Raw genomic sequence first — 23968 nt, 5'->3', positions numbered from 1 at the left:
GGAGCGACTACCGGCCGAGCGCGGCGGCTCGTCGACGGGAGACGGCGTCGACGCTGGCGGCGAGCAGCAGGACCAGGCCGGTCACGATGGAGACCACGGCCGCGGACTGGCCGAGAAGACCGAGACCGTTGTCGATGGTGGCGATGACGGCACCGCCGATGACCGCGTCGCGGACCCGGCCCTTGCCGCCGAACAACGAGGTACCACCGATCACCGCGGCGCCGACCGCGAAGAGCAGCGTGTTCCCGCCGCCCGCCTGCGGGTCGACGGAGCCGACCTTCGAGGAGTAGATGATCGCGCCGACGGCCGCGACGGTGGAGCACACCACGAACACACTCATCCGCAGCTTCGCGACGTCGATGCCCGCGCGCCGAGCGGCCTCCCGATTGCCGCCGATGGCGTAGAGATGCCTGCCGTACCGCGTACGGTCCAGGACGAACGTACCCAGGACGAGCAGCACCAGCACGATCGGCACGACATAGGGCACGCCCGCGATCACGATGGTGTCGCTGTTGGACCGGTTCGTGGTCAGCAGCCAGGTGGCCAGCGCGCCGAGCACGAGGACGGCGCCGACCCGCACCAACACCAGCGGGGTCGGCTGGGCGACCAGATCGTGACGCAGTCGGTTGAAGTGGCGGACGAGCAGCAGCGTCGCGTAGCCGCCCGCCGCGATGACGAAGAACAGCCAGCTGCCCCAGACGGGCAGGTTGCCGTTGGCCACCGAGAACATCACCTCGTTGCGCAGCCCCAGCGTGCCGCCCTGGCCGATGAGCTGAAGCACCACGCCGCCCCAGGCGAGGAACAGCGCCAGCGTCACGACGAAGGCCGGGATGCCGACGCGGGCGACGAGAAAGCCGGTGATGCAGCCGATGGCCGCACCGACGCAGACGGCCAGCAGCATCTCCAGCCACGGGTTGGCGGGCACACCGAGCAGGACGAGCAGCAGCCCGAGAATCGCCAGGCCCGCGCCCGCCCACACCCGCATCACCAGGGCGAGGGTGGCGGCGACGACCAGCCCGCCGCAGAAGACGATGAACACGGTGCTGCCCATGGCGCCCAACAGGTTGCCGCCCTCGACGAGGTGCAGGGCCATCACGGAGGCCGCCACCCCGGACGCGGTGCCCGCCGACAGGTCGATGTCGCCCATCAGCAGGACGAAGACGAGGCCCATCGCGATCACCGCGGTGCCCGCGCCCTGACTGAGCAGGTTGGCGAGGTTGCCCAGGGTCAGGAAACGGTCCGAGAGCAGGGTGAAGACGACGAAGAGCGTGGCCAGTCCGAGTAACGCGGGCAGCGCGCCGAGCTGTCCGCCGCGCAGGCGGGAGACGTAGTCGCGCAGCGCCCCGGCGGTGTCCCGTCGGGTGGTGTCGATGCCGAAGCCCTCCGCGGGCGGATCGGTCGTGGTGGAGGCCGATGTGCTGGACGAGGCGGCTGGACCCTCTGTCATGTCGTCATCCTTGTGCGATGAGGGCGGCGCTCAGGCGGCGCTGCCATGGTCCGAGTGGCGAGAAGGACCGGATCGCCCGGTCCGGCCCGCAGGCGGCTGCGGGTCAGAGCGCGACGTTCTCCGAACGGCGGAGCCCGATGTCGCCCGATCGTCCTGCGGTGATCAGCTCGACCACCTGACTGTTGTTCGTCTCCTTGACCGGCAGCTCCGCGACGAGCCTGCCGAGGTAGAGGGTCGCCACTCGGTCGGCGACCTCGAAGACGTCGTTGAGGTTGTGGCTGATCAAGACCACGCCGAGACCCTGTTCGGCGAGCCTGCGCACCAGGTCCAGCACCTGTCGGGTCTGAGCGACGCCCAGTGCGGCGGTCGGCTCGTCGAGCAGCACGACCCGGCTCTCCCAGAGCACCGCCTTGGCGATGGCGACGGTCTGGCGCTGCCCGCCGGACAGCGCGGCGACCGAGGTGCGGACCGAGGAGACGGTGCGCACGGACAGGGAGGACAGCGTGCTGCGGGCCGCCTTCTCCATGTCCGCCTCGTCGAGCAGCCCGCCGCGCAGCCGTTCGCGGCCGAGGAACATGTTCTGCACGATGTCGAGATTGTCGGCGAGAGCGAGGTCCTGATAGACGACCTCGATACCGAGTCCGGCGGCGTCCTTCGGATCGTTGATCCGCACGGGCCTGCCGTCGAAGAGGATCTCTCCGGAGTCGATGGGATGGATGCCGGCGATGGATTTGATCAGGGTCGACTTCCCCGCGCCGTTGTCACCGACCAGCGCCGTGACCTGGCCGGGCCGGACGGAGAAGTCCACGTCGTGCAGGACGTGCACCGGTCCGAAGCTCTTGTTGACCGCGCGAAGTTCCAGGATCGGGCTGTCTTCGGACACGGGACACACCTTTCGAGCAGTGGGGGCAGGCCGTCGGGGACCGCACGCGGCGGCCCCCGACGAGGACTGACGAGGAATCAGGAGATGCCGTACTCGGTGCAGGCGTCGGCCACCTCGCCCGCGCACAGGTCCTCGACCGACACCCATTCGTCGTCGACGACCGTCTGGACGTTGTCGGTGGTGATGAGCACCGGTTCGAGCAGCACGGAGGCGACCTCACGATCGCCCTCGGTGTCCACACTGACGTCGGAGGCCAGCGCGTCCGCGGCCTCGGTGTCGCCCTGGGCGAGCGGGACGGCCAGATCGACCAGTGCCTGCGCCTCGGTGAACACCGGCTTGTAGACGGTCATGCACTGGTCGCCGAGCAGGATGGACCGCAGCCCCTCCGGCGAGGCGTCCTGTCCGGTGACCGGGACCTCGCCCGCGAGGCCCGCCTGCTGCAGAACGGTGATCACGGCGCCCGCCAGGCCGTCGTTGGCGGCGACGACCCCGTCGACCTCGCCGCCGTTGCGGGTGAGGATCTGCTGGAAGGTCCGGCCGCCGACCTGGTTCTCCCACTGGTCGATGGGCTGGCTCTGGACCAGTTCGTACTCGCCCGAGTCGTAGAGCGGCTGGAGGATCTCGCGCTGCCCCTCCTGGAAGAGGGTCGCGTTGCTGTCGGTCGGCGAACCCTGGATCTCGATGATCTGAGCGCCGGGCTGATCGCCGAGACAGCCGACGAGGCCCTCACCCTGCAACCTGCCGACCTGGGTGTTGTCGAAGGACACGTAGTACTGCGCGTTGCCGCCGAGGGTGAGCCGGTCGTAGTCGATGGTCGGGATGCCCGCCGCCTCGGCCCGCTGCTGGACGGCCGCACCGCTCTCGTTGCTCAGGTTGGTGAGTGCGAGGACGTCGACACCGCGTTGGATCATCTGGTCGGCGATCGTGGAGAACCGCTGGATGTCGCCCTGTGCGTTCTGGACGTCGGCCTCGACGCCTGCTTCGGCGAAGGCGTTCTCCAGGTACGGCTTGTCGAAGCCCTCCCAGCGAGCGGAACTCTCCGTGTCGGGGAGGATGACGCCGACCACCAGGCCGGTGTCCGCCGCGCCACCCCCGGTCGAACCGGTGTCCTCGGGCGTGTCGGCGGCCTGGTTTGCCCCGCATCCTGCGAGGACGAGAACCAATCCGCTGGTCAAGGCCAACATGCTCCTGACGCGCATGGCCTCCCCTTCTCTTCGTCGAGCACCGAGCGCAGCAGCTTCTGCACTGAGGGTGGGGAAATGTTGTGCGCCACAACGTAACCCCCGAATGAGTGATAGGGAACACGTAAGTGCCGGCAATTTGACGAACTTTGGTCACGATCTGGCAAAACTCGCCGCGATCGACGGACACGACTCACCCATGTGAGCAAGAACCACGCAAGCAGGACACGACAGTTGGTTCGGGGCGCCCCTGTTCCACACGCAGGTCGCCTACGCTCTCCCTACGGTTCGCCGACGGTCCTCTGTGCGCGAACCCGCCCCTGCCTCTGCCAGACGCATTCGGCAGCCAGACTCCGGAGACCAGATTGAGTGACCCAGCGCCCCGCCTGCGGCCGGTCCCGCCCCTGCCGGAGAACTCCGGCCCCTTCGTGAACGGACGGACGAGAAACCTCGTCAGAGTGCTGCGGTGGCTCGCAGGCCGGACCTCCTTCGTGGAGACGGAGATCCTCGGTCTCGACGCGGTCGTCCGCCCGGGAGACGTCTGTCTGGACATCGGCGCCGAATACGGCCTCTACACCTACCAGCTGATGCGACTCGTGGGCGCGCAGGGGGCGGTGCACACCGTCGAGCCGCAGCCGAGCCTGGTCAAGGCACTGCGGCTCGCCCTACGCGGGCTCGGCGCGAACAACGTGCAGGTCCACGCGACGGCCGTGGGCGCCGACTCCGGCGCGGGCGTGCTCAGCCTGCCGCGCCGCAACGGCCTGCCGGTGCACGGCCGGGCCTTCCTCACCACCGGAGCGAAGAACCACGGCCCGAACACGGAGTTCGCCTCCAACCGGCCGATCCGTGTCCCGGTGACCACTGTCGACGAACTGTGCGCGAACGAGGGCCTGGCCGAGATCCACTTCATCAAGGCCGACGTCGAAGGCGCGGAACTCGCGTTGCTGGACGGCGCCGCCCGGGTGCTCAAGGAGAACCGCCCCGCGCTGCTGCTCGAGATCGAGGACCGGCACCTGGCGAAGTTCGAGCATCGCTCGGAAGACCTCCTTGCCCGGCTCGCGGGACTCGACTACGTCCCCTACGTGTGGGAGAGCGGCTGGCGGAAGACCGACCGGGTCACGGAGCGGCATCGCAACTACCTGTTCAGCGTCCGTCCCATCGCCGCCCGCTGAGCGACGGCCCCGCACTCCGATGCGTCCGGCCACACCGGGTTCCCGGGGTAGATCAGGATGCCTCGCGCCGTGGGTTCGTCGCGGCCCTCGGGCTCGCCGCGATCCCCGAGACACCCGTCCGGCGTCTCGCGGCGCGGACCACGCCGAGGCCCGCGCAGGCCGTCGAACAGGGTGACGGTCCGCGCGGTCTCTTGTCACCAGGACCGCAACGTCGCGATGCGCTCCTCGAGCTGATCGATGGTGGCCATCGCGGTCGGCGGACCACCGCAGTACTTGCGCAGCTGATTGTGAATCGCCCCGTGCGGCTTCTTCGTTCGATGGTGGTAGAGGCCGACCAGGGTGTTCAGCTCCTTGCGCAGCTCCGCCAGCCGTTCGGTCTTGTTCCGGCTGCGCGCGGGCACCGCCGCAGGGGCCTTCGCCGCCGCCTGCTGGGCCTGGGCCTGGCGGGCGGCCGCCGCGTCGAGCTGCTGTTCCTGCCGCTGCCGCAGCAGCGCCCGGACCTGATCCGGTTCGAGCAGCCCCGGCAGCCCGAGGTAGTCCTCTTCGTCGGAGGTCGCGGCGAAGGCCGCCGTGCCGAACGACGAGCCGTCATAGATCAGCTGGTCCAGCTCGGCCTCGGCACCGAGCGAAGTGAACGCCTTCTCCTCCTCGCCGGGCTCGTCCCGCTGCCGGTTCGCCTCGGCGAGCAGCTCGTCGTCCCAGCCGTTCTTCTCACGATGCGGCTTGCCGATGACGTGATCCCGCTGCGCCTCCAGCTCGCTGGCCAGGTCCAGCAGCACCGGGACGCTGGGCAGGAACACGCTGGCGGTCTCCCGAGCTCCCGGCGGACCCGCCGCGGGCTTGCGGGCTCGGACGAAACGACCGATGGCCTGCGCGAAGAACAACGGCGTCGAGGCGCTGGTGGCGTACACGCCCACCGCGAGGCGAGGTACGTCGACGCCCTCGCTGACCATGCGCACCGCGACCATCCACCGGTCGTCGGAGAGCGAGAACTCGCCGATGCGGCTGGAGGCCTGTGGATCGTCGGACAGCACCACCACCGGCTCGACGCCGGTCATGGTGGCCAGGATCTTCGCGTAGGCCTTCGCCGAGACGTGGTCCGAGGCGATCACCAAGGCGCCCGCGTCGGGCATCCCGCCCGACCTGAGCTGGGAGAGCCGGGTGTCCGCCGCCTGCAACACGGCGGGAATCCACTCCCCTGCCGGATCGAGGGCGGTGCGCCAGGCACGGGCGGTCTCCTCCGCGCTCAGCGGCTCGCCCAGCCGAGCGACGTACTCGTCCCCCGCGCTGGTCCGCCAGCGAGCCTCCCCGGAGTACGCCAGGAAGAGCACGGGTCGGACCACCCCGTCCCGCAGCGCCTCGGCGTACCCGTAGGAGTGATCGGCGCGGCTGCGTGGCGAACCTTCGCCATCCGGCTCGTACGTGATGAACGGGATCGGCGTGTCGTCGCTACGGAACGGGGTTCCGGTCAGCGCGAGTCGCCGGGTGGCGGGGGCGAAGGCCTCTCGCACGGCGTCGCCCCACGACTTGGCGTCGCCCGCGTGGTGGATCTCGTCGAGGATCACCAGCGTCTTGCGCCGCTCGGTGCGCACCCGGTGCAACGTCGGGTGCGCCGCGACCTGCGCGTAGGTGACCGCGACGCCGTCCAGATCGGCAGAGCTGGCGCCCGCCGCGTTGCGGAACGAGGAGTCCATCGCGATTCCGGCCCCGGCGGCGGACTGAGCCCACTGATGCTTCAGGTGCTCTGTCGGGGTCACCACGGTGACCCGCTCGATCACCCGGTCGGCGAGCAGTTCGGCGGCGATGCGGAGACCGAAGGTGGTCTTCCCCGCACCCGGTGTCGCCACCACGGTGTAGTCCTGCGGCGAGTCCCGAAGGTATTTCGTGAGCGCCCGGCGCTGCCAGGCCCGCAAGGGCCGCTCACGTTGATCGGCCGCCACCGGAGGGTCCATGGTCGGGGAGGCGGCGTGGCCGTCCGACGGCGAGTGAACCACGAGGTGCTGCACCTCCTTGCTGGGCGGGCGTGTCCGGCTGCGGACAGACGAAGGCCCTCGTGACGGAGACTCCCGCGACGGCGTCGGGGCCTCGGTGAGGGCAGCAGGCAGCTTACCCGCCGAAGGTGTCGTCCGGCCGCCACCACGCACGCCCGGCCCACAGCCTTCGCCCGGTCCCCATGGCACCGCGGCACGCCGTGTGGACGGCCGGTGATCGGCGCAGACGGCCCATGAACCATCCTGGACATCACCATGGACCAGGTCGACGACACCGACGCCGAGCAGCGACGCGACGAGTCCTCGCGAACACACCCCGGGGCTGCCGCGTTGACCCGACGGACACTGCGCCGCGCCTGGGAGGACGATATCGGTGCGGAGGCCGCGGAGGCCGCGTTCTGGTCGACCTTGTCGCTGCCGCCGCTGCTGCTCGGCCTGCTCGGCAGCATCGGATTCGTCGGGAGCTGGTTCGGCCCCGACGTCGTCGCCGAGGTCCAGGCCCAGATCCTCGAGTTCTGCGCCCATGTCTTCAGCCCGACGCTCGTCGACGAGATCATCGCTCCCACCGTCACGGACATCCTGACCCAGGGGCGAGGCGGGATCGTCTCCCTCGGCTTCCTGACCTCGCTGTGGGCAGGCTCCTCGGCGATGGCCTCCTACGTCGACGCCATCACCGTCGCCTACCAGCAGTACGACGTCCGCAACCCCGTCTGGCAGCGGGTGGTCGCGCTCCTGCTCTACGTGGCCGGGCTGATCATGGCGATGATCACGCTGCCGGTGTTGGCGCTCGGACCCGATCTGCTGATCTCACTCCTGCCGGAGGAATGGCAGCCGGGTGTCAACCGGCTCGGCGACTGGATGTACTACCCGATCGCCGGGTTGCTGCTCACGATCACCATCACGACGTTGTACAAGGTCGCGCTGCCCCGCAAGCCGCCATGGCACCGAGGGCTGCCCGGCGCCGTGCTCGCCGTGGTGGTGTTCCTCGTGGCCGGAGTCGTGCTTCGGCGCTACATCGCCTGGGTCTCCGACAACGGCTACAGCTACGGCGCGTTGAGCACGCCCATCGCCTTCCTGCTGTTCACCTTCTTCCTCGGCTTCGCCATCGTCCTCGGCGCACACCTCAACGCGGGCATCGACGAGATGTGGCCGCCGCCGCCCACTCACCGGGAGAAGCAGCGCAGGCGACGCGAGCAGTTCGATCGGGTCACGGCCCGGCTGCGACTCGAACGCGGCCGACAGGCCTGGCGCCGACGCCATCGCGTGCCAGGAGCAGGCGGGGACACGGCACCGACGTCGCGCGCTGCCGGGGCGGACGACGCCGAGGACGCCCCAGGCCGGTCCGCGACGGCGCGACGGGCGGAGCGGGCGGCGTCGCCCGAGGTCGCGGCGACGAACCAGCTGCCCGCACCCGGCGGACCGACGGACTTCGAGGGGCCGACGGACCTCAGGGGGCCGGGGACGAACGCGGTGCCGGGCGATGCGGTGGAGGCCGCGTCGAGCAGCGGGGCAGCACCAGACTCGGCCGCATCCACGCGGCGGCGGCCCGCCGAGCCCGATCCCCCGCCGGGGACTCCGCGGATCGACCCGGCGGCGCGGCCGACCGCACGGCCCGTCGACGCCGGAGGCATCGGCACCGACGCCGCAGGCAGGAACGGCGAGATCGAGGCAGGGCCCGACGATCCGACGACCGGGCCGGAGGAGTCTCAGTCCTGAGGCGTCCGACACCGCCGCTCGTCACGCGAGAAGCGGCACGGACCCGAGGGCCCAGCCGAGAAGAGGCGGCACGGGGGCCGAGCGCGCGGTCAGCCAGGCGCGCGATGACACCGGCCGGGCCGAACACGCGAAGGACCGGCTACCGGTTCATACCCTGACGCTGCCGGACCTGGGCCCGTCTCGGCGTCGCCAGGACCGACGGCACAGCAGCTGACCAGCTCGGATGAGCATCACGGAAGCAGTCGTGCGCCGACGGAGCCGGGACCGTGGTCAGTCCTTGCCGCCGGGCGGCAACGACTCGAAGATCTTCTTGCAGTCCGGGCACACCGGCGAACCGGGCTTCGGCGACCGCGTGACGGGAAACACCTCACCGCACAGCGCCACCACCTGCGAACCCGTCACCGCGCTCTCGGTGATCTTGGCTTTGCGCACGTAGTGGAACATCTTCGGCGTGTCGTCGCTGGTCGTGTCGACGCCCTCCGGGCGCGTGTCGACATCGGGGAGCGTCTGCGTCGGAGTACTCACATCGTCCATGATGCCCCAGGCAATCGGCCATGGACTACAGGAGGCGTTGTGACAGCACGGCAACTGCTCGTGAACGAGGAGGTCGCCGACGCTCTCGCGCAGGGACGGGGCGTGGTGGCGTTGGAGAGCACTCTGCTGGCGCACGGCCTGCCCGCCGGGCGCAACCGGGAGGTGGCCGCCCGACTGGAGTCGGTGATCCGCACCGCAGGCGCCGCCCCCGCGACGATCGCGGTGCTCGACGGTGTGGCCAGGATCGGGCTGTCCGACTTAGAGCTGGACCGCGTCTGCGATCCCACCGCCGACCTGGTCAAACTGTCCCGCCGCGACCTGGGTCCGGCCCTGGGCCTGCGCGGCAGCGGCGCGACGACGGTGGCCAGCACCGCGGCCCTGGCCCACTCGGCGGGCATCACGCTGTTCGCCACCGGCGGAATGGGCGGGGTGCATCGCGGTGCGGAGACGAGTTGGGACGTCTCGGCCGACCTGGACGTGCTGGCATCCACCCCGGTGACGGTGGTCTGTTCCGGGGTGAAGTCGATCCTGGACATCCCCGCGACGCTGGAAGTGCTGGAGAGCCGCTCCGTACCGGTCCTGTCCTACCGTACGGACGACTTCCCCGCCTTCTACCTGCGTGATTCCGGTCTGCCCTCGCCATGGAGGGTGGACAGTCCCGAGGCCGCGGCAGCCGTCGTCGCCGCTCATGGATCATCGGTCCCCGGCAGCTCCGGCGTGGTGCTGGCCAATCCGATCCCCGCCGTGCACGAGATGCCCCGAGACCTGCACGACGAACTGTTGCGCAGCGGCCTGGAGCTCCTCGCTGCGCGGGGTGTGCACGGCAAGGACGTCACGCCGATGCTCCTGGAGCACTTTCATCACGCGAGCGGGGGCGTCAGTCTCGATGCCAACGAGGAGCTGGTGGTCTCCAACGCCGAACTCGCGGCGGCCGTGGCCGTGGCGCTCACGGAGTCACCATGACGATTCGGCCGCGCGTGGTCGTCGTCGGCGACACCGGCCTGGACGTCGTCGCCTCGCACCGCCAGCCGCTGGCCATGGGCGGCGACACGAGGTCGAAGGTCAGGCTCACGGCAGGCGGGGCGGGCGCCAACACCGCGGTGTGGCTGGCCCGCGGCGGGGTGGAACCGCTACTGGTCGCCAGGGTCGGCGACGACTCGGCGGGCAGACAGGCCGCCGCCGAGCTGACCTCGGCAGGCGTGCGGTGTGCCTTCACCGTGGACCCCGACGCGGCGACCTGCTGCGTGGTGGTGCTGGTCGACGCCACCGGTCAACGCACGATGTTGCCCGACCGAGGGGCCAGCGCCCGGATCTCGCCGGACGACCTCGATCCGGGGCTGCTCGACGGCACCGCGGGCCCGAAGCCCGTCCACCTGCACCTTTCGGGATACCTGCTGCTCGATCGCACCTCTCGGCCGGCAGGGGTGGCCGCGCTCCAGGCTGCCAGGGCGGCGGGACTGACCACCTCGGTGGACCCGCAGGCCGCGGCACTGCTGCGGGCCCAGGGCACCGAGGACTTCCTCGCCGCCGTCGCGGACGTCGACCTTCTGCTGCCCAACACCGACGAACTGGCGGCGTTGACCGGCTCCGCCGAGCCGGAGTCGGCCCGGGCGCTGCTGGACCACGTCCGTGCCGTCGTGGTCACGACCGGGGCTGACGGGGCGACGTGGATCGACGCGCGACGGCAGGTCTCCGTCGAGGCACCGGCCGTCGAGTGCGTGGACTCCACCGGGGCGGGCGACGCCTTCAACGCGGGACTTCTCGGCAGCAGGCTGCGCGGCGCCGACCCGGTCGAGGCCTTACGGGCGGGCGTCTCCATGGGCAGCAGCGCGGTCCGACACGTCGGCGCTCAGCCGGCGGCCGCTGCCCACGCACCGATCTGACGCCGGAGTCCGCCGACGCCGCCCCGACCACGGCGCCTGCCGCCCCTCGTTCGCGCGACGATCTCGCAGTTCGGCTCCCCTCATCCGATCGGGGGATGAGAAGATCGCGCCCGGCAGGGGCCGACGGCAAGGTCGGGGCGGCCCGCGCATGCGGAGGAGAATCCATGCTCAAGAAGGTGCTGGCCACGTTCGGACACGGTGGTGCGACTGTCGAAGTGCTGCCGTCGGTGCCGGAGATCGCTCCGGGCGAGACCGTGCAGGGCGGAGTACTGCTGCTGGGCGGTCAGACCGAGCAGGAGCTGGGCTCGCTGTCGATCGACCTGGTCGCCGAGGTCCACATGGCGGAGAACAGCACGCTCGCTCCGGCGGCGCACCCGACCGTCACGCTGCCGTTCACGCAGATCGAGCTGGGCAATCGGCGCATGATCGCCCCCGGCGAGTCGGTCATGGTGCCCTTCGAGCTCTCCATCCCCTGGGAGACGCCGATCACGATCAGTCGGACCGGCTATCTCAGCGGGATGGCCGTGGGAATCCGCGCGGAGGCCGACCTGCTGCGGACGATCGTCGACGCGGTGGCGATCGCGCCGATCGTGGTGACTCCGCTGCCCTCTCAGCAGCGCATTCTCGACGCGATGACCAACATCGGCTTCACGCCCAAGGCGGCCGACCTCGAGTACACCTCCCTGCGCGGTGTGGATCAGCAGCTCCCGTTCATCCAGGAGATCGAGTACGAGCCGCCGACGGAGTTCGCGGAGCACGTGCACGATGTCGAGTTGACCTTCATCGCCAACGCGACGGATCTTCAGGTGGTGCTCGAGGTCGACAAGCGCGTCAGGGTGATCAAGAGCGAGGACTCCTCCGCCCGCGGCGAGACGACCATGGGCGACTTCTCCCTGAGCCACGACGACTTCGACACGGTCGACTGGGAGGACCGGCTCCAGTCGTGGCTCACGAACGTGGCTCGGACCCCCGCGATCCTCGGCTGACCTCGTCGACGAACGGACACCGCGCCGATGCCGTCACACCGGGTGTCGGCGGGTGCCCTCCAGGTCCCGCCGTCTGCCCGGGACGGCCTGCCCGTGTCGGGCGCCCGCCACGAGAGCGAGCGAGCAGGCGGCGGCTCACTCGGCGGAGTCGATCACCGGATGGCTCGTGCGCTCCACCGCCCGGGCCTCCCGGCGGAAGCGGTTGACGTCCTCGCGTTTGCGCGGCGGGGCGTCATTGGCGACCAGCACCGCCATCCACGGCAGCGGAATGGACAGCAGCAGGAACCCCAACGCGAGCCACCAGATCTGGTAACTCAGCGCCGCGGCGATCACGCAGCCGAGCCGGACCGACATCATGATCGAGTACTTCCGCCGCCTCCTGGCATGCTCGACCTCGTGCGACGGCGCCGCCTCGGTGATCAGAATCGGGCCGTCGTCCTGGTCGGATCCGCTCACGGTCATCACCCCTGCCTCCGGACGCCATCGTGCCACTGCCGCCCGGGCTCGCGGGCGGACGGCCCGTACGGTGGTGCGAATCACGGGTCACGAGCACACCGAGGAGGCACTCGTCGGGTCAAGATCGTGAGTCGATCCTCACCGGCGGCGCGGGAGCACCGTCGAAGACCAGCGCTGAAGGGAAGACCGCCGTGCTCTACGGGCTGACGAAGAAGGTGCTCGCACCGCTGCTGCGGTGCGTGTTCCGTCCCCGCGTCGAAGGTCTGGAGAACATCCCGGCGACCGGGCGCGTCATCCTGGCCAGCAATCACCTCTCGGTCATCGACAGTCTGATCATCCCCCTGGTGGTCCCGCGTCGCGTCTCGATCCTGGCCAAGGCCGAGTACTTCGAGGCGACGAGCGTGGGCGGCAGGCTGCGCAAGTGGTTCCTCGGCAGCCTCGGCCACATCCCGGTGCGACGCGGCGACGGACGGGCCGCCCGCAACGCCCTGGATCAGGCCGAACAGGTGCTCCGCGACGGCGGCGCCTTCGCGATCTACCCCGAGGGCACCCGGTCGAGTGACGGCAGGATGTATCGCGGTCGCACCGGGGTGGGACGTCTGGCCCTGAGCACGGGAGCCCCAGTCGTCCCCGTCGCGCTGAGCGGCACCGATCAGATGCAGCCCATCGGCAGGCGGCTGCCGAGGATCCGTCCCGTCACCGTGCGGTTCGGCCCCGCGCTGGACTTCTCCCGCTACGACGGGATGGCGACATCGGTGCCGATTCAACGCTCGGTGACCGACGAGGTCGTCTACCGGATCATCGAGCTGTCCGGGCAGGAGTACGTGGACAGCTATCACCGGCAGGCCGATGCGGCCTGACGCGGCTCGGAACCCGACCGTGCATCGGCCGGGTTCCGCGAGTGACGGAGGTGTTCGGTGCGCGCGGTGGTGTCGCGAGTCACCCGAGCGACGGTTCGGGTGGACGACGAGATCGTGGGAGACCTCAGCGAGCCCGGCCTGCTCGTGCTCCTCGGTGTCACCCACACGGATGAGATTTCGCGGGCGGTCGCGATGGCCGCGAAGCTTCATGAGCTTCGAATCCTGCACGGCGAGCGGTCCTGTGCTCAGGCTGGAGCCCCGCTGCTGGTGGTCAGCCAGTTCACCCTCTACGGGGACGCGAGGAAGGGCCGCAGGCCCTCGTGGAGCGCCGCGGCCCGGCCGGAGCGGGCCCGGCCGCTGGTCGACGAGGTCGTCGCTGAACTGCGACGACGAGGCGCCCGGGTGGAGACGGGCCGGTTCGGGGCGGCCATGTCCGTGGAGAGCGTGAACGACGGCCCGTTCACGGTCGTCGTCGAGCTCTAGGCGTCGGGGCGGCCCGCGTCGTCGGCGCCCGTCGGAACTTCTCTCAGGCGATCCTCAGGCACGCCGGAGCAACCGCTGTGATGACGACGACGTCTTCTGACTGAGCGGCTCGGGAACGAATCCAGCCCCGAGCACGTTTGCCATATAGCCGACGTTCCGAATCCACGACCCGATCAACGGCGCGCCCTGGCACGGCGCTCCGCAGCGCTGGCAACGCTGCGGCGTCCTGCCACAGTTTGCCGACATCCCGTGACAGGGAGGGAAGTCCATGACCATCCCGCAGACCATCCCTACCGCCGAAGCCTACGCCGAGGCCGACCTCGACGCACAGGGCCCTGCCGCCGACCTCGTACGGGTCTACCTCAACGGGATCGGCAGAACTGCGCTGCTCACCGCTCAGCAGGAGGTCGATCTCGCCAAGCGCATCGAGGCGGGCGTCTTCGCCCAGCACATGCTGGACACCGCGAAGCGCCTCTCACCTGCGCGGCGGACCGACCTGCGGGCGCTGGTGCGAGACGGTCACCGGGCGAAGAATCACCTGTTGGAGGCCAACCTCCGGCTGGTCGTCAGCCTCGCCAAGCGCTACACCGGCCGAGGCATGCCGCTGCTCGATCTCATCCAGGAGGGCAACCTCGGCCTGATCCGCGCCGTCGAGAAGTTCGACTACACCAAGGGCTTCAAGTTCTCCACGTACGCGACCTGGTGGATTCGACAGGCGATCACGCGAGGCATGGCCGACCAGGGCCGCACGATCCGACTCCCGGTCCACCTCGTCGAACAGGTGAACAAGCTGGCGAGGATCAAGCGCGACCTGCATCAACGTCTCGGGCGCGAGGCTACGCACGAGGAGCTGAGCGAGGAGTCCGGCATCCCCGCGCACAAGGTCGGCGACCTGCTCGACCACTCGCGCGATCCGGTGAGCCTCGACATGCCGGTCGGAGCCGAGGAGGACGCGCCGCTCGGCGACTTCATCGAGGACTCGGAGGCCACCGACGCGGAGAACTCGGTCATCTCCGGGCTTCTTCAGGACGACCTCCGCCGGGTCCTGAGCACCCTGGACGACCGTGAACAGCACGTGATCCGGCTCCGCTACGGGCTCGATGACGGTCAGCCGCGCACGCTCGACCAGATCGGCCGCAGTTTCGGCCTCTCGAGGGAGCGGGTTCGCCAGATCGAGCGCGAGGTGATGGCCAAGCTTCGTCAGGGCGACCGAGCTGAGCGGCTGCGCGCCTACGCGAGCTGATCCTCAGCCGCATCACCCGAACAGCCGCGTTGACTTGTGATGCACATCACGGCACTGTGTGGTACGACAGCGTGAAGCGGGGGCGGGCGGAAGGATGCCGTCCGCTGCCGCATCCTTCCGGGAGGTCGGACTCGTCGGGGGCGGGTCCGACCTCCCGTCCACGTGACCGCGCCCGAGGCAGGCGCCGTGCGCGCTTCTGCGTGCCCTGGCGTTCGCTCTGGGCTAAGGCGCGCGCGGATGCTCACAGCCCGCATCGAGCAGTCCTTCGCCGAGCACGGGGGATTCCGCCTGACTCGCCGGGTCCTTCACACGAAACCGCCCGCAGGCCCGGCCGGACTGCCGAGCGCAGCCCCGCCCGGTCATGTCCTGCCACCACCCGGCTCGCGTCGCCCGAGGGCGATCCGTGGTCGACCTCCTCGACGCGAGAAGTCGGGGCGCCACCCGCCGCGGTCGCGCACGACGCAGGCCGACCACCTCATCGGCGCGAGGCCGACGGCGGCGAACACCTCGTCACCCGCGGCTCTCGCGGCCGACCCCGCCTTCGCCACCGTGGGGACGGCCTCAGGTTCGATGGCGAGGCCGGGACTCGTCCTGACGAGCGCCCACGCCCTCGAACATGACGATGAGCCCCGTCGACCTCCGTCTCCTTCGATCCGCCACCGCGTCATCCCGTCGCTCCGGCGCAGTCGCCCGACGCAGCACGATGCCCGGCCCCGCGGTACGCGGGACCGGGCATCGGCTGGGGGGCTGGCCAGCAGGTCGATTCGGATCCGTTCGATCTCAGCTCGTCTCGAGGATCACCGTGCGCTCGCCGATCGGCTCGGCGAGCTCGACGCTCACCGGTCGGATCCGGATGTCCATGGTGCACACCGCCTCGTCACCCGGTCCGGTCTCGACGAGGGCGACGGTGACCGACTCCGCGGTCTCCTCCACGAGTTCGGCGCTGACGACGGTGCAGCCGCCCTCCTGGCCGTTGGCACCGACCACGGTGCCGTCCTCGCTCGTCCACACCTCCACCGGGTAGTCGTCCGGCAGCGCGGAGCTGTCCACCTGGTTCGTCGCCACCGGCGCGGCGTCCTCCGGAGCCTCGTCGATCGGCGGGATCGGCGGGGAGGACATGTCCCGGCTGTTGGACTCGGTCGTCTCGGTCGGCTCTACCGAGGGCGTCCCGCCGTATCCGACATCGTCTCCAGTATCGGCGCACGCGGAGACTGCCAGAAGCAGGACGCCCGCACTCACTGCATTCATCAGGCGTCTCATGCCACTAGGACGGACCAGCTCGGATCGTCGGTTGCTCCGAATGCGGCAGTTATCCGTTCGTTACGTCAGGAGGTTCGGCGATCCGGAGGCGGCGTCCGACACCGTGGCAGCGCCCTCAGCCTCGAAGCTGCTCCGACGTCCGGACATCCCGACGCAGCGGATGATCGGCCGGGATCTCGACCAAGACGATCCGCATCCCGTCCGGGTCCTCGATCCAGGCTTCGTCAAGACCCCACGGCTCACGGCGAGCATCCCGCTTGATCTCCAGTCCGGCGCCGCGCAGTTCCCGCAGCGTCGCCGCGAGGTCCCGGACCTGCAACCACAACGACTGATCGGGGCTCGCGCCCCCACCGCCCTCTCCCGAGACCTCGAGGAAGCCGGAGCCGAGGAAGAAGACGGTGCCCACGGCGAACTCGCGATGGACCGCCAGTCCGAGAGTGTCGCGGTAGAAGGCGACGGTGCGGACGCGGTCCACCGGCCGCACCAGGACTCGACCGCTCAAGACCTCCATCAGTCCCGCTCCCCGTCTCCGTGCCCTCGGCCTCGCACACGCCGCCTGCCGATCGGACGTCCAGCGTCGCATGATCAGGCCGCCACGACCAGCGCGGGGACACGGAACCTCGCCCGACTGGAAATCTGATATCAGTTTGCTATAGTCGCGGGCAGTCAAGGACAACAGGAGTACACCAATGACCAACACGACCTCGGCCGTCGATCAGGTGGCCATGCCCGCACCGTCGGTTCGCGAGCAACGTGCCTTCGTGCTGCCGGGCGGACTCATGGCACTGCTCGGCATCATCCTCCTCGGCGGAGGCGTCGCCGTGGGCCTCGCGGGCATCGGCGACCAGAACGGCCTGTTCATCGGAACCGCCGTCGGGCTGCTGCTCATCGGGTTCTTCGTACTCGCCGGGCTGATCATGGTGCAGCCGCGTGAAGCGAGAGTGATCCAGTTCCTCGGCCGCTACACCGGGACCGTCCGCCAGGACGGGCTGCGCTGGGTCAACCCTCTCACCAGCCGCACCAAGGTCTCGACCCGGATCCGCAACCACGAGACCACGGTCCTCAAGGTCAACGACGCCGGCGGCAGCCCCATCGAGATCGCCGCCGTGGTCGTCTGGCACGTGGAGGACTCGGCGCGGGCCATGTTCGAGGTCGACAGCTTCGTCCGCTTCGTTCAGACCCAGACCGAGACCGCCGTTCGACACATCGCGACCAGCTACCCCTACGACAGCGACGACCCGACCAGCACGTCGCTGCGGGAGAACGCCGAGGACATCACCGAGCAGCTGTCGACCGAGATCGGCGTCCGTGTCGAGTCGGCAGGTGTCCGCGTGATCGAATCCCGCCTCACCCATCTCGCCTACGCCCCGGAGATCGCGCAGGCCATGCTGCAGCGCCAGCAGGCAGGCGCCGTGGTGGCCGCACGCACTCGCATCGTCGAAGGCGCCGTCGGCATGGTGGAGATGGCGTTGGACAAGATCGCCGAGCAGGGAGTCGTCGAACTCGACGAGGAACGGAAGGCAGCCATGGTCAGCAATCTCCTCGTGGTCCTGTGCGGCGACCGGTCCACCCAACCGGTGGTCAACACGGGCTCGCTCTACCACTGACGCCGTGGCGGACCGCAAGAGCTTCCTGCTGCGCCTGGACCCGGCGGTGTACGACGCGCTGACGCGGTGGGCGAACGACGATCTGCGCAGCACCAACGCACAGATCGAGTTCCTCCTCCGCCGATCACTGACCACGGCCGGTCGGCTGCCCAAGGACGCAGGCAAACCCGCCCGACGCGGCAGGCCGCCGAAGAAACAGACCGACCCACCCCCGAGCACGAATTCCGAACAGGAACCGGAGGACTGAGCCCGGCGGCACGCCGGCCGCCGGGCTCGATCCGGTATGGGGGCGCCCCCGCCAGGAGCCGACAGCGCCACCGACCGGCGGTGATGAACTCGCGTCGACCAGGAAAGACGAGACCGCGACGCCGCGACGGTCGACCGGACGCGGAGGCGGCCGTACACCTCGGGTAGCATCATCGCCGTGCAGCGCTATTGGTGGTTTACCGAGCCGGCCCTGGATGGGCCGGGCGGCGAGACCACCCGCTGACCGCAATCCCATCCAGAGCCGGCGAACAGGGTTCTTCCACCCTGTTCTCGCGTGCACTGCCCACTGACGGCAGGCCGGCTCTGTCGTAGCAAGGGCGCGGTCTGCGGAAAGGCGCCGATCGTGACCCTCACTCTTCCTTCCGACTCCGACCTCATTCGAGATCGCCACATCGCCGAGGTCCGGCCGCTGGTCTCCCCCGCACTGCTGCGCGACGAACTGCCGCTGAGCGAGCGAGCCGCCCAGGTGGTCACCACAGGCCGTGACGAGGTGATCGACGTCCTCACCGGCCGCGACGACCGTCTCCTCGTCGTCGTAGGGCCGTGCTCGGTACACGACCCCGACGCGGCGCTGACCTACGCACGTCGACTCGCGACGCTCGCAGAGTCGGTGCGTGCGGACCTGCGCATCGTGATGCGGGTCTACTTCGAGAAGCCACGAACCACCCTGGGATGGAAGGGTCTGATCAACGACCCCGACCTGGACGGCAGCTTCCAGGTGAACAAGGGGCTGCGGCTGGCCCGCCGCCTACTGCTGGACATCCTCGAACTCGGGCTGCCCGTCGGCTGCGAGTTCCTCGACCCGATCACTCCGCAGTACATCGCCGACACCGTGAGCTGGGGTTCGATCGGCGCGCGAACCGCGCAGAGCCAGGTGCATCGCCAGCTCTCCAGCGGCCTGTCGATGCCCATCGGGATCAAGAACGCCACCGACGGGGACGTCCAGGTCGCGGTCGACGCCATCCGAGCGGCCGCATCCAGCCACGTCTTCACCGGCATCACCGACGGCGGCCTGGCCGCCATCCTCCGCACCACGGGCAACCCCGACTGCCACGTGGTGCTGCGCGGCAGCTCCGCGGGGCCCAATCACGACGCGGAGTCCGTCGCCGCCACGATGGCGCTGCTGGACAAGGCAGGCCTGCCCGCTCGCACCGTCATCGACGCCAGCCACGGCAACAGTGGGAAGGACCACCGCAGGCAGCCGGTGGTCGCGGCAGAGGTGGCCTCGCGCCTCGCGGCGGGTGAGAGCGGGGTCGTCGGCGTGATGCTGGAGAGCTTCCTGCTGGCCGGGCGGCAGGACCTCAGCCCAGGGCGGGAACTGGAATACGGTCAGAGCATCACCGACGCCTGCATGGACTGGGAGACGACCGAGTCGACGCTCCGGGGGCTCGCCGCTGCCATCGCCGAACGCCGGTCGGACCGACGCGGGTAGCCGAGGCCGAACGAGCCAGGCCCGGCAGGACGGCACGGGGAGAGTGAGACAGCGGCCGATGCGGTGGGCGGAGGGTCGGTGTTCGACCTCGCGTACTCGGGTCTCGTCGGCTGCCTCCTCTTCTCCTCGCAGCCGCGCCGTCGTGTCCGCCGGCCGGCCCGCCGTCGCCTGCTCAGCCGTCGCCTGCTCAGTCGTCGCCTGCTCAGTCGTCGCCTGCTCAGTCGGTAACCCACCCGGCCGTCACCGTCAGTGATCAGACGAGACCTTCGAAGGCATCATCGAGATAGGCCCCGAAGTCGGGACCGCTCCGGTTCCCGAGTACGTGCCGCATCCACGCCGCACGCTCGTAGCCGATGACGGCGAGCTCCCACACGTTCGCCACCAGCACCTCCCGGATCTCGGAGAAGGCCTCCGGGCGCTCCACCGACGAGCGGAACGAACGCTGCCACAGTTCGTGGGAGCGCATCCACCAGTCCACGGACACGACACACTGATCCCGAGAGTCATGAGCCATCAGATAGGCGACGCCGTGTGCCCCCTGATCGGCCCGGACCGCCGTGAGGACCTCCACCGCACGTGTGACGCCCGCATCGACCAGCTCCGCTCTCGGATATCGCGAGCCCTCCGCGATCCCGTAGCACTTGATCCGCCAGCCGCCCGCCTCCTCGATGCCGAGGAAGCGAACCGGACGCGGGGTATAAGACGTGTCTGGCCGAGGCTGCACGCGGACATCCTCTGGCGGCGGACACCACTTGTCGACCTCCCGACGAGAACCGATACCGGACCTATGCGGTCGCGGTCGTCCTATCCGTCGAGACATCAAGATCAGGTACCGAGAAACAGGCGTGCGCCGAGGGTCACCGCCATCGCGGCGACCACGGACAGGAAGACCTTCCGGACGAACACCGAACCCCTGCTGGTCGCCAGCAGTGCGCCCGCGACGCTGCCCGCGACGTTGCACACCGCCATCACGAGCCCCAGGCCCCACAGGACCTTGCCCGCCGGGATGAAGTAACAGAGTGCGCCCACATTGGTGGCGGTGTTGACCAGTTTGGCCGTCGCCGAGGCGTGTAAGAACGCGAAGCCGAGCAGGCCGACCAGCAGGAACACCAGAAAGGAGCCGGTGCCGGGGCCGGCCAGCCCATCCCAGAAACCGATCGCCAACCCGCCGAGGCCCGCCAGCACGATCTGCGCGCGCCGGCCGAAGCGGGGCGTCTCCACCGATCCGAGCGACGGCTTGCGCCAGGTGTAGATCCCGACCACGACCAGGGCGAACAGCACCACCCCGTTCAGCATTCGACCGGGCAGCAGATTGGCGAAGACGGCGCCCCCGACCGCACCGACGAAGGCGATCAAGGCCATCGGCACGGCGATCCACCAGTCGATACGGGTCCGCCGGGCATAGGTCGGCACCGCGGACGCCGTGCCCGCGAACGCCGCGACCTTGCTCGTAGCAAGGCTGAAGAGGGTGTCCCCGCCCGGCATGACCAACAGCAGGGCGGGCAGCTGAATGAGCCCCCCACCGCCCACGATGGCATCGACGGCACCCGCCGCGAACGCGGCGACGCAGAGGAACAGCAGCGCGGCCGGCGACACGTCGGCGAAGCCAGGCCAGTCGAGGGGGGTGAACACCTGACGAGCCTACGGAGCGTCGCCCTCGCCCAGAGGGTCGTGCGCGGCGAGAATCGTCACAGCCCTACCGCGTCGACGGGCGCAAAAGCCCTGTTCCGCGTGCTGTTAGACTTCGCCGTCGTGCCGTGTGGCATTCCGCAAGGGAGGAAGGCCGCCCTCGCCCGTCGAGCCTCGTCGCTCGTCGATCCGGCAGGCGGCGCCACAGAGAACGCGGCACGACAGAACACACATCGAGACCGAGGGGTTGTCGCGTGGCGAACATCAAGTCACAGGTCAAGCGGATCAGGACCAACGAGAAGGCCCGGCTGCGGAACAAGTCGGTGAAGTCCTCGGTCAAGACCGCGATCCGCAAGTTCCGCGAGGCCGCCGACGCCGGTGAGAAGGACAAGGCCATCGCGCTGAGCCGCGAGGCCTGCCGCAAGCTGGACAAGGCTGCCAGCAAGGGCGTCATCCACGCCAACCAGGCCGCGAACAAGAAGTCGGCCATCGCGCAGCGCGCGAACAAGCTCTGAGCCGACCCGAAAGGGCCTCGGCCCGCACGGTGTCCGGATGATCGACGACCCGACGAGCTGTCACGGTGAGCAGCCGATGTGACGAGCCATCGTGGCCCTCCGGAACCGACACGGAGCGGTGTCACGCATCAGCGGAAAGGGCGTCTCGGGATAGCCGAGACGCCCTTTTCGCATCCGGCCTGGCTTACCATGCACGGTCCGCCCTCGACCACGAACAGGTTCCCGCCCGGGCGATCCGCGCCTCGTCGGCTGGCTCGCATGATCCCGTGCGACGCCGAGATGCCAGCCGCTCCCTCCCATGTCCTCGGCGAGTCGGCGCCGAAGCCGTGCCACAGCTCACCCGGACGGGACACCCGTCATGCGTTCGGAGGAGAGTCGTCCCGAGCGCCGCTGAACGAGCTGCCGCCGATCTCGCGAAGAAGATCACGAATGCGGGCATCCACGGGCCCCATCCCGCGGCGCACGGTCCCGGCGGTATCCGCCGAGGGCCACAGCCCGAGTCCGGAAGCGTCTCGCGATGACAGGTCGGTCACGCCCGCGTTCGTGGTGGCCGACGTCCGCCGAGTCCGTCCGACAGCGCTGACCGGACGGGTCGCCGCCGGCTGGGGCGCGACAGGAACGACGGCACCGCACCCTCCCGCCGCACCGCCGGTTCGGCCGAGGCCGCTCGCACCCGGCAGCGCATCTCCTCACGACACCACCGCAGGTCGGGCACCGCGTAATCACCTTGATCAGCGGTGCCATCCCGATCCGGCGATCGCTTCCGGCGACCTGCCTGCCCTGATGAAGAACCGCCGGGTCCGTGCAAGCGGCCACGCGGGTCCCGTCGCCGCACGGCATCGGCACGCCCTCCGACTCCGGCCCACTCGCCGATGGCGGCGCCCAGCCTGGCAGGTCAGTGGCGGGCCCGCGCCTCGATGATGCCGAACACCGCACGCTCCAGTGCATAGCTCGCGTCGGCCGCCTGCCCTTTGACCTCCCCGTTGAGCCGAGCGACCAGGCGCATCGCCTCGGCGAGCCCGGACTCCTCCCAGCCGCGAACCTGGGTACGCACCTTCTTGATCTTCCACGGAGGCATGCCCAGCTCCCCCGCGAGTTGGAACGGGTCTCCGTTGCGGGCTCCGCGTACCAACGCGATGCTGCGCACGGCGTCGGCCAAGGCGTCGGCGACGAGGACGGCGGGCACGCCCAGCGCCAACGCCCACCGCAGTGCTTCCAGCGCACCTGCTCGATCCCCGGTCACGGCCTTCTCCGCCACCGCGAACCCCGTCACCTCGGCCCGGCCACGGTGGTACCGACGCACCGTCGCCTCATCGATCGGTCCCTCGGTGTCGGCGACGAGCTGGGTGGCGGCCGCGGCAAGCTCCCGAAGATCGGATCCGATCGTCTCGACCAGCGCGGAGACGCCGCCGGGATCGATACGCCCGCCTGCCTGACGGACCTCGTTGCGGACGAAACCCTCCCGCTCGGCCGCCCTGGTGATCTTGCCGCACTCCTGGACGGCCACGCCCGCCTTCCGCAGGGTGGCAGGAAGCTGCTTCGCCGCCTTGGCGCGGCCGCCGCCTGAATGGACGATCACCAGCACGATCCCGTCCTCGGGCTGCGGGCGATACGCGATCATCGCCTCCGCGAGCTCCTGGCCGGTGTCCTGTGCCGCGTCCACGACGACCACCCGACCCTCCCCGAACAGCGACGGGCTCACCAGCTCCGTGAACCGGGGAAGGGTCAGCTCGGCAGCCTTGACCCGCACCGTCTCGGTCATCGGATCGGTCTGCTTGGCTGCCTCGGACGCCGCCCGCACCGCACGCTCGACGAGCAGCTCCTCCTCGCCGAGGACGAGCTGAACCGGAGCAGGCTGGGCGACTCGCGTGTTCACCCGTTCATCCTGGCACGGGTCACCGACCGACCCTCCCGGAGCCGCATCCAGCCGCTGCTGAGGCTCACAGGCTGTGGATTCGCCGGACCGGTCTCGAGCCTGCGGCAAGAACCCGAGCAGGCGGAACGGCCATCCACGCCTTTCGCCGTGTGTCCGTTCTCCCGGGCGTCCGCTCCCCGGCCGACGAACCCGGGATCGCTGATCACGGCCGTCCTCGCCCGGAGCTCGCCCGCGAGCAGTCCGCCTGGACCGGCTCGTGTGCCCGTCGCCGCAGTGCACGGCGTCCTTCTCCGCGCACGTCGCCACGGTTCCACACCGGGGGCACCGAGTCGCCGCCCTGACCGGTCCCACTCCTCGGACCGAGGCTGGTTCGGACCCGTTTCGATGCCCTAGGGTTGGCGACACAACTGAACACTTCATCCAGAGGGGTAGAGGGTCCGGCCCTGCGAAACCCCGGCAACCGGCGTCGAAGCGCGACCACGTCCTGTGGCATTCGACGATCACGGTGCCAATTCCGGCCCGCACCGCGGGAAAGATGAGGAGAGGC

Annotated in this window: 23 protein-coding genes and 1 riboswitch; of the genes, 12 read left to right on the top strand and 11 right to left on the bottom strand. The window is 69.9% G+C overall.

Going from position 1 to position 23968, the window contains the following annotated elements; translation table 11 throughout:
* Nucleotides 1–7: 7 nt before the first annotated feature.
* The 3 genes from AHOG_RS07930 to AHOG_RS07920 form a co-directional block, all read right to left on the bottom strand.
* Nucleotides 8–1447: a sugar ABC transporter permease gene (locus tag AHOG_RS07930; protein WP_093940767.1), complete on the bottom strand. Its 1440-nt coding sequence runs from the start codon at nt 1445–1447 to the stop codon at nt 8–10.
* 103 nt (nt 1448–1550) lie between these two features.
* Nucleotides 1551–2330, bottom strand: a complete 780-nt coding sequence (locus tag AHOG_RS07925; protein ID WP_245856622.1) for an ATP-binding cassette domain-containing protein — start codon at nt 2328–2330, stop codon at nt 1551–1553.
* Between the two features lie 77 nt (nt 2331–2407).
* Nucleotides 2408–3529 (bottom strand): sugar ABC transporter substrate-binding protein, encoded by a 1122-nt coding sequence (locus tag AHOG_RS07920; protein ID WP_093940765.1) that lies wholly within the window; start codon nt 3527–3529, stop codon nt 2408–2410.
* A gap of 347 nt (nt 3530–3876) precedes the next feature.
* Between AHOG_RS07920 and AHOG_RS07915 the strand changes: the two genes are divergently transcribed.
* Nucleotides 3877–4683, top strand: a complete 807-nt coding sequence (locus AHOG_RS07915; RefSeq protein ID WP_157736710.1) for an FkbM family methyltransferase — start codon at nt 3877–3879, stop codon at nt 4681–4683.
* 194 nt (nt 4684–4877) lie between these two features.
* Here AHOG_RS07915 and AHOG_RS07910 read toward each other — a convergent pair whose 3' ends face one another.
* Complete coding sequence (locus AHOG_RS07910) at nt 4878–6635, bottom strand: DEAD/DEAH box helicase (protein WP_093944264.1); 1758 nt, start codon at nt 6633–6635, stop codon at nt 4878–4880.
* A 294-nt stretch (nt 6636–6929) separates the two neighbouring features.
* Between AHOG_RS07910 and AHOG_RS07905 the strand changes: the two genes are divergently transcribed.
* Entirely contained in the window at nt 6930–8390 is a 1461-nt protein-coding gene (locus AHOG_RS07905; RefSeq protein WP_093940763.1) for a YihY/virulence factor BrkB family protein, read from the top strand.
* Between the two features lie 270 nt (nt 8391–8660).
* On the opposite strand, the gene AHOG_RS07900 is transcribed toward AHOG_RS07905, so the two are convergent.
* Nucleotides 8661–8924, bottom strand: a complete 264-nt coding sequence (locus AHOG_RS07900; RefSeq protein WP_093940762.1) for a DUF3039 domain-containing protein — start codon at nt 8922–8924, stop codon at nt 8661–8663.
* 39 nt (nt 8925–8963) lie between these two features.
* Between AHOG_RS07900 and AHOG_RS07895 the strand changes: the two genes are divergently transcribed.
* The 3 genes from AHOG_RS07895 (at nt 8964) to AHOG_RS07885 (ending at nt 11793) form a co-directional block, all read left to right on the top strand.
* A complete protein-coding gene (locus AHOG_RS07895) occupies nt 8964–9887 on the top strand; it encodes a pseudouridine-5'-phosphate glycosidase (RefSeq protein ID WP_093940761.1) in 924 nt (307 codons plus the stop codon).
* The gene (locus AHOG_RS07890; protein WP_093940760.1) at nt 9884–10807 is read left to right on the top strand and encodes a carbohydrate kinase family protein; all 924 of its coding nucleotides are present in this window, start codon (nt 9884–9886) and stop codon (nt 10805–10807) included. The genes AHOG_RS07895 and AHOG_RS07890 overlap by 4 nt, the downstream gene beginning before the upstream one ends.
* Nucleotides 10808–10971: 164 nt before the next feature.
* Nucleotides 10972–11793 (top strand): sporulation protein, encoded by an 822-nt coding sequence (locus AHOG_RS07885; RefSeq protein WP_157736709.1) that lies wholly within the window; start codon nt 10972–10974, stop codon nt 11791–11793.
* 135 nt (nt 11794–11928) lie between these two features.
* Here AHOG_RS07885 and AHOG_RS07880 read toward each other — a convergent pair whose 3' ends face one another.
* Nucleotides 11929–12255, bottom strand: coding sequence for a DUF3099 domain-containing protein (locus AHOG_RS07880; protein WP_093940758.1), 327 nt, complete (start codon nt 12253–12255; stop codon nt 11929–11931).
* A gap of 185 nt (nt 12256–12440) precedes the next feature.
* Here AHOG_RS07880 and AHOG_RS07875 point away from each other — a divergent pair, with 185 nt between their 5' ends.
* The 3 genes from AHOG_RS07875 to AHOG_RS07865 all read left to right on the top strand — a co-directional run bounded on the left by AHOG_RS07875 (nt 12441) and on the right by AHOG_RS07865 (nt 14835).
* Nucleotides 12441–13109 carry a lysophospholipid acyltransferase family protein gene (locus AHOG_RS07875; RefSeq protein WP_093940757.1) on the top strand — a complete coding sequence of 223 codons (669 nt, stop codon included), beginning with the start codon at nt 12441–12443 and terminating at the stop codon, nt 13107–13109.
* Between the two features lie 57 nt (nt 13110–13166).
* Nucleotides 13167–13592 carry a D-aminoacyl-tRNA deacylase gene (gene dtd, locus AHOG_RS07870; protein WP_093940756.1) on the top strand — a complete coding sequence of 142 codons (426 nt, stop codon included), beginning with the start codon at nt 13167–13169 and terminating at the stop codon, nt 13590–13592.
* 268 nt (nt 13593–13860) lie between these two features.
* Nucleotides 13861–14835, top strand: a complete 975-nt coding sequence (locus AHOG_RS07865; protein ID WP_093940755.1) for a sigma-70 family RNA polymerase sigma factor — start codon at nt 13861–13863, stop codon at nt 14833–14835.
* Nucleotides 14836–15615: 780 nt separating this feature from the next.
* On the opposite strand, the gene AHOG_RS07860 is transcribed toward AHOG_RS07865, so the two are convergent.
* Nucleotides 15616–16083 carry a hypothetical protein gene (locus tag AHOG_RS07860; RefSeq protein ID WP_245856621.1) on the bottom strand — a complete coding sequence of 156 codons (468 nt, stop codon included), beginning with the start codon at nt 16081–16083 and terminating at the stop codon, nt 15616–15618.
* A gap of 127 nt (nt 16084–16210) precedes the next feature.
* Nucleotides 16211–16606 (bottom strand): VOC family protein, encoded by a 396-nt coding sequence (locus AHOG_RS07855; RefSeq protein WP_093940754.1) that lies wholly within the window; start codon nt 16604–16606, stop codon nt 16211–16213.
* 178 nt (nt 16607–16784) lie between these two features.
* On the opposite strand from AHOG_RS07855, the gene AHOG_RS07850 reads away from it, so the two are divergent.
* The 3 genes from AHOG_RS07850 (at nt 16785) to AHOG_RS07840 (ending at nt 19401) form a co-directional block, all read left to right on the top strand.
* Complete coding sequence (locus AHOG_RS07850) at nt 16785–17702, top strand: SPFH domain-containing protein (RefSeq protein ID WP_093940753.1); 918 nt, start codon at nt 16785–16787, stop codon at nt 17700–17702.
* A gap of 4 nt (nt 17703–17706) precedes the next feature.
* A complete protein-coding gene (locus tag AHOG_RS07845; protein ID WP_093940752.1) occupies nt 17707–17949 on the top strand; it encodes a type II toxin-antitoxin system antitoxin in 243 nt (80 codons plus the stop codon).
* Nucleotides 17950–18312: 363 nt separating this feature from the next.
* Nucleotides 18313–19401 (top strand): 3-deoxy-7-phosphoheptulonate synthase, encoded by a 1089-nt coding sequence (locus tag AHOG_RS07840; protein ID WP_093940751.1) that lies wholly within the window; start codon nt 18313–18315, stop codon nt 19399–19401.
* A gap of 253 nt (nt 19402–19654) precedes the next feature.
* Here the strand turns inward: AHOG_RS07840 and AHOG_RS07835 are convergent, their stop codons facing one another.
* Both AHOG_RS07835 and AHOG_RS07830 read right to left on the bottom strand, forming a co-directional pair.
* Nucleotides 19655–20125 (bottom strand): hypothetical protein, encoded by a 471-nt coding sequence (locus AHOG_RS07835; RefSeq protein ID WP_093940750.1) that lies wholly within the window; start codon nt 20123–20125, stop codon nt 19655–19657.
* Between the two features lie 101 nt (nt 20126–20226).
* Nucleotides 20227–21033 carry a sulfite exporter TauE/SafE family protein gene (locus AHOG_RS07830; RefSeq protein ID WP_093940749.1) on the bottom strand — a complete coding sequence of 269 codons (807 nt, stop codon included), beginning with the start codon at nt 21031–21033 and terminating at the stop codon, nt 20227–20229.
* A 251-nt stretch (nt 21034–21284) separates the two neighbouring features.
* Here AHOG_RS07830 and rpsT point away from each other — a divergent pair, with 251 nt between their 5' ends.
* A complete protein-coding gene (rpsT, locus tag AHOG_RS07825; protein WP_093940748.1) occupies nt 21285–21545 on the top strand; it encodes a 30S ribosomal protein S20 in 261 nt (86 codons plus the stop codon).
* An 895-nt stretch (nt 21546–22440) separates the two neighbouring features.
* Here rpsT and holA read toward each other — a convergent pair.
* Nucleotides 22441–23421: a DNA polymerase III subunit delta gene (gene holA, locus AHOG_RS07820; protein WP_245856620.1), complete on the bottom strand. Its 981-nt coding sequence runs from the start codon at nt 23419–23421 to the stop codon at nt 22441–22443.
* A gap of 413 nt (nt 23422–23834) precedes the next feature.
* Nucleotides 23835–23963, top strand: a riboswitch (SAM riboswitch).
* Nucleotides 23964–23968 lie beyond the last annotated feature (5 nt).

Origin of the sequence: Actinoalloteichus hoggarensis, from assembly GCF_002234535.1 — a bacterium.
Taxonomy (GTDB): domain Bacteria; phylum Actinomycetota; class Actinomycetes; order Mycobacteriales; family Pseudonocardiaceae; genus Actinoalloteichus_A; species Actinoalloteichus_A hoggarensis.
Note: the sequence above shows the minus strand (reverse complement) of the source record. Positions and strands in the feature narration are given on the sequence as shown.

Excerpts from the sequence above, each read along its gene's own strand:
- AHOG_RS07930 (WP_093940767.1), bottom strand. The coding sequence starts at position 1,447 with ATGACAGAGGGTCCAGCCGCCTCGTCCAGCACATCGGCCTCCACCACG.
- AHOG_RS07920 (WP_093940765.1), bottom strand. The coding sequence starts at position 3,529 with ATGCGCGTCAGGAGCATGTTGGCCTTGACCAGCGGATTGGTTCTCGTC.
- AHOG_RS07910 (WP_093944264.1), bottom strand. The coding sequence starts at position 6,635 with ATGGACCCTCCGGTGGCGGCCGATCAACGTGAGCGGCCCTTGCGGGCC.
- AHOG_RS07905 (WP_093940763.1), top strand. The coding sequence starts at position 6,930 with ATGGACCAGGTCGACGACACCGACGCCGAGCAGCGACGCGACGAGTCC.
- AHOG_RS07900 (WP_093940762.1), bottom strand. The coding sequence starts at position 8,924 with ATGGACGATGTGAGTACTCCGACGCAGACGCTCCCCGATGTCGACACG.
- AHOG_RS07890 (WP_093940760.1), top strand. The coding sequence starts at position 9,884 with ATGACGATTCGGCCGCGCGTGGTCGTCGTCGGCGACACCGGCCTGGAC.
- AHOG_RS07885 (WP_157736709.1), top strand. The coding sequence starts at position 10,972 with ATGCTCAAGAAGGTGCTGGCCACGTTCGGACACGGTGGTGCGACTGTC.
- AHOG_RS07880 (WP_093940758.1), bottom strand. The coding sequence starts at position 12,255 with ATGACCGTGAGCGGATCCGACCAGGACGACGGCCCGATTCTGATCACC.
- AHOG_RS07865 (WP_093940755.1), top strand. The coding sequence starts at position 13,861 with ATGACCATCCCGCAGACCATCCCTACCGCCGAAGCCTACGCCGAGGCC.
- AHOG_RS07860 (WP_245856621.1), bottom strand. The coding sequence starts at position 16,083 with ATGAATGCAGTGAGTGCGGGCGTCCTGCTTCTGGCAGTCTCCGCGTGC.
- AHOG_RS07855 (WP_093940754.1), bottom strand. The coding sequence starts at position 16,606 with ATGGAGGTCTTGAGCGGTCGAGTCCTGGTGCGGCCGGTGGACCGCGTC.
- AHOG_RS07850 (WP_093940753.1), top strand. The coding sequence starts at position 16,785 with ATGACCAACACGACCTCGGCCGTCGATCAGGTGGCCATGCCCGCACCG.